General features: G+C 61.4%; 5 protein-coding genes and 2 pseudogenes. 2 read left to right on the top strand and 5 right to left on the bottom strand.

The genetic code is table 11. From position 1 onward, the window contains the following. The first annotated feature begins 599 nt into the window (after positions 1-599). A complete protein-coding gene (locus tag ACFWUY_RS40050; protein ID WP_384121650.1) occupies positions 600-1256 on the top strand; it encodes a hemerythrin domain-containing protein in 657 nt (218 codons plus the stop codon). A gap of 20 nt (positions 1257-1276) precedes the next feature. Beyond that, positions 1277-1732, top strand: a complete 456-nt coding sequence (locus tag ACFWUY_RS40045) for a nuclear transport factor 2 family protein (RefSeq protein WP_384121648.1) — start codon at positions 1277-1279, stop codon at positions 1730-1732. Between the two features lie 643 nt (positions 1733-2375). On the opposite strand, the gene ACFWUY_RS40040 is transcribed toward ACFWUY_RS40045, so the two are convergent. The 5 genes and pseudogenes from ACFWUY_RS40040 to ACFWUY_RS40020 form a co-directional block, all read right to left on the bottom strand. Further along, positions 2376-2663, bottom strand: coding sequence for an integrase core domain-containing protein (locus ACFWUY_RS40040; protein ID WP_384121646.1), 288 nt, complete (start codon positions 2661-2663; stop codon positions 2376-2378). Positions 2664-2676: 13 nt separating this feature from the next. Next, a pseudogene (locus tag ACFWUY_RS40035) lies at positions 2677-2841 on the bottom strand (IS30 family transposase); the annotation flags it as partial. Between the two features lie 14 nt (positions 2842-2855). Continuing rightward, positions 2856-4022 carry an IS110 family transposase gene (locus tag ACFWUY_RS40030; RefSeq protein ID WP_384121644.1) on the bottom strand — a complete coding sequence of 389 codons (1167 nt, stop codon included), beginning with the start codon at positions 4020-4022 and terminating at the stop codon, positions 2856-2858. 241 nt (positions 4023-4263) lie between these two features. Next, a pseudogene (locus ACFWUY_RS40025) lies at positions 4264-4959 on the bottom strand (IS30 family transposase); the annotation flags it as partial. Positions 4960-6119: 1160 nt separating this feature from the next. Continuing rightward, positions 6120-6497 (bottom strand): hypothetical protein, encoded by a 378-nt coding sequence (locus ACFWUY_RS40020; RefSeq protein ID WP_384121642.1) that lies wholly within the window; start codon positions 6495-6497, stop codon positions 6120-6122. Positions 6498-6994 lie beyond the last annotated feature (497 nt).

The following is a 6994-nucleotide window of genomic DNA, read 5'->3' as shown; positions in this document are numbered from 1 at the left end:
CAGCGTGCTGTGGGCTCTCCTGCGCGACGACAGGCTGTTCACCCCCTTCCCACCCGTCGCGCAGGAGTCTTGACTTCGTCATTGAGACTCCTGGCAGACACGGGTGATCTTGGTCGTGAACCCGTCTACCAGGAGCTTCGTCGTCACGCAGGCATGTTCAACTCGCGGTCAGGACCAGCAGCCTGAAAAGGCTCACGGTCCCTGCCCCGATCGGTCGCAATCGCCGATTTGGCCGCAGAGCTAAGCCGGCGTGGCAGGACCGAAGAGACGCCGGACCGGCTGAACGTCCGCGTTACGCGACTGTCAGTACAGGGGCGAAGTACCAGTTGATGTTCATCGACCGACTGCTGGTCACCTTCGAGTAGCGTACGGGCGGCCTCATCTCCACCATGCACAAGCCGCAGGGCCTGGCATCGCCATCATTCGAGCACGATGGCAAGCCCCTGGCTTGCCTCAAACTGCTCTCCAAGTCCGAGTCGGGTGGCTTCCAAGTCCTTCAGTCCAGACTTGTGCATACCCGTACGGAAAGAGGTAGGGCTGTGAAAGAACAGAACACGGATGCGTCACGGCTCCACGGGCCAGGGCTTACTGACGTGCGTATGATGAAGGTCGCCCACTCGAGTTTTCGCCGCGAACTTGGCCTCACGCCGGCACTCGTGCGAGCCACAAAGGATGGCGACCTCAATCGCGCATCAAGAATCGCGAGCCACGCCGATCTCTTCATGTCGCTCCTTCATCATCATCACGAAATCGAAGACGATCTCCTGTGGGCCGTACTGCTCGAGCGCGTCCCCAGTGAACTGGCACCACTAGTCCACGTCATGCAAGGCCAGCATGAGCGCGTAGCGGACATGCTGGAGGAGTCGGAGGCGAAGCTCGCCATCTGGCGCCGTACCGCGTCTCGATCAGACGGAGACGCTCTGGCCCAGGCCATAGACAATCTATGTACGGCGCTCTTCGAACATCTACAGGCCGAGGAGACCCACCTCCTGCCACTCATGGCCCGGCACATTACATCCGAAGAGTGGGAAGAGTTCACCGCTCAAGGCATGTCCTCCATCCCGAAGCGGATGATGGCCCTCGGGTTCGGAATGATGCTTTATGAGGGAGACCCCGAAGTCGTTGGCCTCGAACTTCAGAAGGCACCCGGGCTCGTTCGCGCCGTGCTGCCGCCCCTAGGGCGCCGCGCCTTTCGTCGCTATGCTCGTCGAATCCACGGAACGCCCACCCCTGCACGCGGTATCGGATCCTACTAAGACACACGAGGAGACCCAAAATGACCACATCAGAAAACGCTGCACCCACTGATCTCTCTGCCGCGCGAGCCCGCAACGAAGAGGTATGGCGCCACGCCGCCGAACATCTGTTCGCGGGGAATATCGATGAGTTCATGAACTACTGGTGTGAGGATGGAAGGTACGAGGCTGCCCTTCCTGCCGCTGGGATGCCTGCGGTATTTGTTGGCCATGAAGCACTGCGCGCAGCCTTCAGCGCACTCGTCGCTCAGGCAAAGAGCATCACAGTGCACGACTTCAAGTTCCACCAGACTGACAACCCTGATGTCGCGATCATCGAAGAGCGCATGGTTGCCGAACTGCATGGCGACATCACCTATGAAAACAGGATCATCATCAGGGTGACCTTCTCCGGCGAGCGAATCGCAGACATGCTCGAGTACTACGGACAGTTCGCCCATCAAGAACTGCTTCGATCTCTAGGGTTCGCCTCCTAGTTCCATTTAGGGAAGATTTAAGGCGGTATCCCACCAGGATACCGCCTTAAAAATCGTGCGGAGTTCTACTTGCTCAACCAAACTTCAAAAAGATGTTCGAGGATACCTGGATAGATATGGTATCGATGGTGCTCTGGCCCGGTGAACGCAGAGCCTTGGATGCATGTGGACGCCAGTTGACAGCAGTTGATCTCCTCGGTCCCTTCTGTATCTCGATCGGAATTCTTCTTGAAGTACCGAGAGTAGAGCCTCGTGTGCGTTGCCGGACCCGCTCACGTTCAGTGCAGTTCATCGAGGGCGCAGGCATTCAGTTAAAGCTCGACACCGGAACAAGATGCCTTTGGCAGCGAGTGTTTTTCCTCCTCCGTTTCCGCACCTGAGGGGGGTAGGGATGGCTGGCGCGGTGCGGCTGGTGCGGTTGGTGAGCATCTTGCCCGGGCAAATCTTCCAGGATTTGAGGAGGGCGAAAGCCTGTTCACCAGGTGTCCATAGCCCCGAGTGTTCGCGGTTGTGGTATTGCAGTGGTTGGATCTGGTGGTGCGGTAGTAGAGGATGCGGACGGCGGTGCCAGCTTCCGAGGCAGGACCGGCCAGGACCAGGATCTGAGCTGCCTCGAGTTTCGTAGAGATCCGGTGATCTTGGTTCAGGCGGACTGCGGGGTTTGCTCCTGGCTCCGCCAGAAGGCTTCTTGGTACTCGGCGGGCGGAACGTAGTCGAGCGCGGAGCGGAGGCGTTCTTCGTTGTACCAGGTGATCCATTGGAAGATCGACCGCTCGACCTGGTCGACGTCCTTTCCGGGGCCCTGCATCTCTATGAGTTCGGCCTTGAAGGTGCCGTTCAGCGCCTCGGCCATCGCGTTGCCATACGAGTCCGCGACCGACCCGACCGAAGCCCCGATGTCGGACAGCCGGTCGGTATAGCGAATTGACACGTATTGGGCGAGTTCAATGGGTCGTTGCAACACCGGGCTGTTGCAGCGAGCGTAGCTGTTCTTCGAAGACCTCGGCCGGCGTCCGCCAACCGAGGACCTTGCGGGGCCGGTTGTTGATCGCCGTGGCGACCGCTTCGAGGTCCTTGGCCAGCCATCGGGACAGGTCGGTCCCCTTCGGTGCCTCTGTGTTTGTCAAGCAAGTCGGCCTGGGCGCGTAGGCTCGGTTTTGGCGGGTCCGGGAAGTGACTTGTCCGAAGAGTTGGCCGTCGGGGTTGGGCCAGCCGCGCTGGATGTTGTAGCCGCCCCCTGCTGTCCTCCTGGGCCCGTCGTTCGAGTGTGTCGGCGCTCGTCAGCGATCATGGTGCGCCAGACGTGATCGGCCAGACGGCGTTTGAGGCAGCGTTGTGCTTCTCGGGACGTCTTTCCTTCGGCGAGCTTGGCCTGGTAATAGGTGTGCCCCCGCGTGCCGGGCATGCGGATCTGCGTGATCGCCACGGTGTGCAGTGCCGCGTTGAGCTGGCGGTCACCGCGCCGGGACAGACGATGGCGTGCGCGGTCCGCGCTGGCGATCTCGATGGGGGCGGTGCCGGCGTACTGCGCGAAGGCACTGGCGGTCGGGAAGCGGGTGGGGTTTCCGGTACGTCCGAGAAGGCGGGCGGCGGTCACGGCCCCGATGCCCGGGGTGTCAGTGAGCCGGCTTTCGGACTCGGCGACCAGCGCGGCCATGGCTTTGGCGTTGTCCTTCAGCTTCACGTCCCATGTCCGGATCTCGGCGATCAGGTCAGCGGCGAGGTCATGTCGGGTGAGTTCGGCCGGACCGCAGGGAACGACCGACTCCAGCAGCTGCTCGGCTTTCGCGGCGGACAGATCACGCGGGGCTCCTCCGGGCAGGAGAGTCCGCAGGAGCGCGTGGAGCTGGTTGACCGCGCGGACCCTGGCCTGAGCGAGGTTGCTGCGTCGTTCGTCCAGCAGCGCCAGGGCATCCGTTGAGTTCTCGGGCTGCACCGGCCTCGCGTCGCCTTGCAGGGCAGCGACGCATGCTGCGGCAGCGGCGTCGATGCGGTCGTTCTTCCGGCCCGCGCCGCGTGAGAGCTGGCGGACCCGTGCGGTGGCGCGGGGCGCGACGTCAACGACCTCTTCTCCCCGAGCGATCAGCCATGAAGCCAGGTGTCGTCCCAGGCCCCTGGCGTTCTCGACGGCCCATCGCCGCTGCGGCCACTGGCGGGCCCAGTCGAGCATGCGCTGGTATTCCTGGAGCGTCACGTCGATGCGGATCGACGCGTGATCACGGTTGCTCTCGGGATCGACAGCCGTGGCGGTGTGGGTCGACTTGTGCGGATCGATGCCGATCAGCATCATCGGCGGTCCCCTTTCTCGGACGGCGGGCCGGTGGAATCCGCAGCTGACATCCCGACTTCGAGAAACGTGGGGTGGCCGATGCTCATGCCTCTGTTGAGTCAAGCCGCGGACGGACACCGGACAGGTCGACACACCCAAGGAGAACCAGCCCGCGAGGGCGGCAGGAAGTACTCGAGTCAGCCTGCCCGGCGTCCTACGGCACGCTACGGGCGGCCAACCCGATCACGACACCGCTATCCCCAGTACAAGTCGGGAAGTACTGCCGCAGCAGCCCGTTCGTGTTCTCGTTCGTCGGTCGCTGCCAGGGCGAGTGCGGATCGGCGAAGAACACCTTCGTCCCGGTATCGAAAGCGAGCTGGGCATGGCCCGAGAATTCCTTCCCGCGGTCCCAGGTGAGGGTCTTGCGCAGCTGCTCGGGCAGCTGTGCCATCGACATCGTGGGTGCCGTGTTCATCGCGATCGCGCCATAGCCCCCGAGGGAGGGCCCGTTCTTCACGGGCGGACTCTCGCCCCAGCCCTCGAGCCGGGGCAGGTGCACCAGGAGCGTGGAACGGCTGCTGCGTTCGACAAGCGTGCCGATCGCGGACCGGCCCGACCCGATGATCAGATCGCCTTCCCAGTGTCCGGGGACCGCGCGGTCCCCAGCCTCGGCGGGGCGTTCGCTGAGGACGACGTCCGCGGTGACATGCCCCTGCGGTTTGTTCTGTGACCGTGCACGGGGAGTCCGCAGCGCCCGGCCGGTACGCAGACACGTGACCAGCTCCCGCTTGAGCGCGCCACGGCCCTCGATGAACAGCGCCTGGTAGATCGCTTCGTGGCTGATGCGCATGGACTCATCAGCGGGGAAGTCGGCATGGAGACGGTGTGAGATCTGCTCCGGGCTCCATGCCGTCGCCCATCGCCGGTCCTGCCGATGCGGCTTGTTCAGCCCTTCAAAGCGAAGCAAGCCCACAAGCTCGTATGGGACGTCGAGCATGGCCCGACTCGGAACCAACAGAGCCTGCGGCCGCTGATGTGTTGAGTTGATGCAACCACCCCAACGATGAAGGGCTCTGTTGCGGTCGTCAGCCCGCTGATCAGCGGATTCACCCTTCAGCGCCAGGATGAAAAACACGCAATGCCCAGATTTGTCACGATTGCTCAGTGAGTAGGCATTGCTCACGAACCTTCTGGTCGCTCGCTCGGAGGATGGAGGTACACAAGCGCCCCTAGCACGGAGGTCAGATGATGCAAGCATCCACCACGCGAGACACAGACACGGCCGAGCGGTGTGCTGCGATACTGGCGCGGCTCCACTCCCGCGCCGTACAGCATAGGCATCTCGAGGGGAACTTGGAAGAATTCCGTACCTGGGCCCAGATGCTGCTGAGGGCCCTTGCGCAACTGAACTACTCACCGCCACCCCCAGAATCTCTCGCCCGTTATTTCCATAAGGAGATTCGGGAGTTGATCGCAGAGCAGATGGCGCCAGCTACCGCAGGGCAGGGTATTTCCTCGTGGCTGCCCAGGGCGCTGGAGGATACCGAACGGGGAAAGGAATCTAACTGCAATCAGGGAGACTATGCCGCGTGGGTAATCGCTTCATGTCGCACGTTCGTAGCGGTTCTCGAAGCCACCAGAATCAAAGATCTCCTTCCCGGGAGAAGCGTACTCATTTTCAGCGAACGTATCCGGAATAACCTGACAGCTACGCTAGCCGCTCTGGCCTCTATCGAACCCGACGATACGTGAAAGGTTCGCTAAACCGTCCAGGACGGCTTCGATTGCTCCCCGCGTCATACATTCTGGCCTGTCAAACCGTATGTGGCAGAGTTGATGTTATATTTTCTGTGCAACGTGGCGCGGGTAGCGTTACAATCAGCTAATTCATTAGCCTTGAAACCTGTCGGATGGTTTTTCCTCTAACTGGTCTCCAGTTATCAACTGCGCTGCTGATTCCCTTGAGTCCATCGCATCATTGCCGTGGTGCAGCCACCAAAACCTTGGGTAACTTCTATCTCGAGTTCAATTGTCTTCGGATAGAGCATACGCAGTAAATCGCTGCCACGACCGATTGAATCGCCTTCCAGTCATTAGTGCTGCACTGCCTGGCATTCATTAACGAGAGCGTGGTCGTCGGACTGTTTTAGAAATGACCATCGTGTCCACGGTAGCGAGTTCCGTTGTGTAGTGGACACGCGCGATTCCAGCTGACGCCAAAGCATCCTGGCAGCGTGGGCAAGGTCGGGCCAGCATAGGTGTCCCGCCGGCTCCCACTCGCGCCACGTAGAGCACCGCGCCTATGGTCCGGGGGGCCCGTCGTAGTACTGCCTCCTCCGCATGGAACGTCGCATGACGGAAGTCCACCAATGGCGAGTTCCGTCGCGTGTTGGGCGCAGCTGCCAGAACTCGCTTACCAACCGTCAACACTGCCCCAACTCTGAATCGGCAGTCTGATCGCAGCGCCTGCCGTACTGCCAGCTCAATCAGTGACATGACTGCTCCGGACACCATGCGGGCGAATGTTAAAGCGACGGGGTAGAAGGGCGCGCAACTCCGCTGACTGAGGGCCACAGTGCGCGGCAGCCGATGACGCAGCGTCGTAGCCCCTAGCTATCCTTGAACCGTAGCGTAGAGCGCTCAAAGGCAGTACCGCTCCGCTCCTCCGGTGTTCAGGAGCCCCGTCAAGGAGGCTACCCGCGAACGAATCAGGGTTGTAGGGCACTTGGAAGCTGTACAACGATCTCCTCATCTCCGCTGGCAAGCTGCTGCCGGATATACGACTGCCACTTGAGGGACTAAGTTCCGCCGCCATGCATCCCTCACTGCCAGTTTGATCCGTTGGTTGCACAGGTGGCTGAGTAATCCTTACTTGTCTGACGCTGGCGTGAGATCTTCAGTGAGCTCTTTTCATCCTGAATAGTTGCAGGTCAGCAGGGTATGGATGGCTTGGATGATGGTGCTGATGCGGCGGGTGAAGCACCGGGCTTGCT

This window comes from Streptomyces sp. NPDC058664, from assembly GCF_042716635.1.
GTDB lineage: Bacteria > Actinomycetota > Actinomycetes > Streptomycetales > Streptomycetaceae > Streptomyces.
This window is presented reverse-complemented; position numbering and strand designations above follow the sequence as displayed.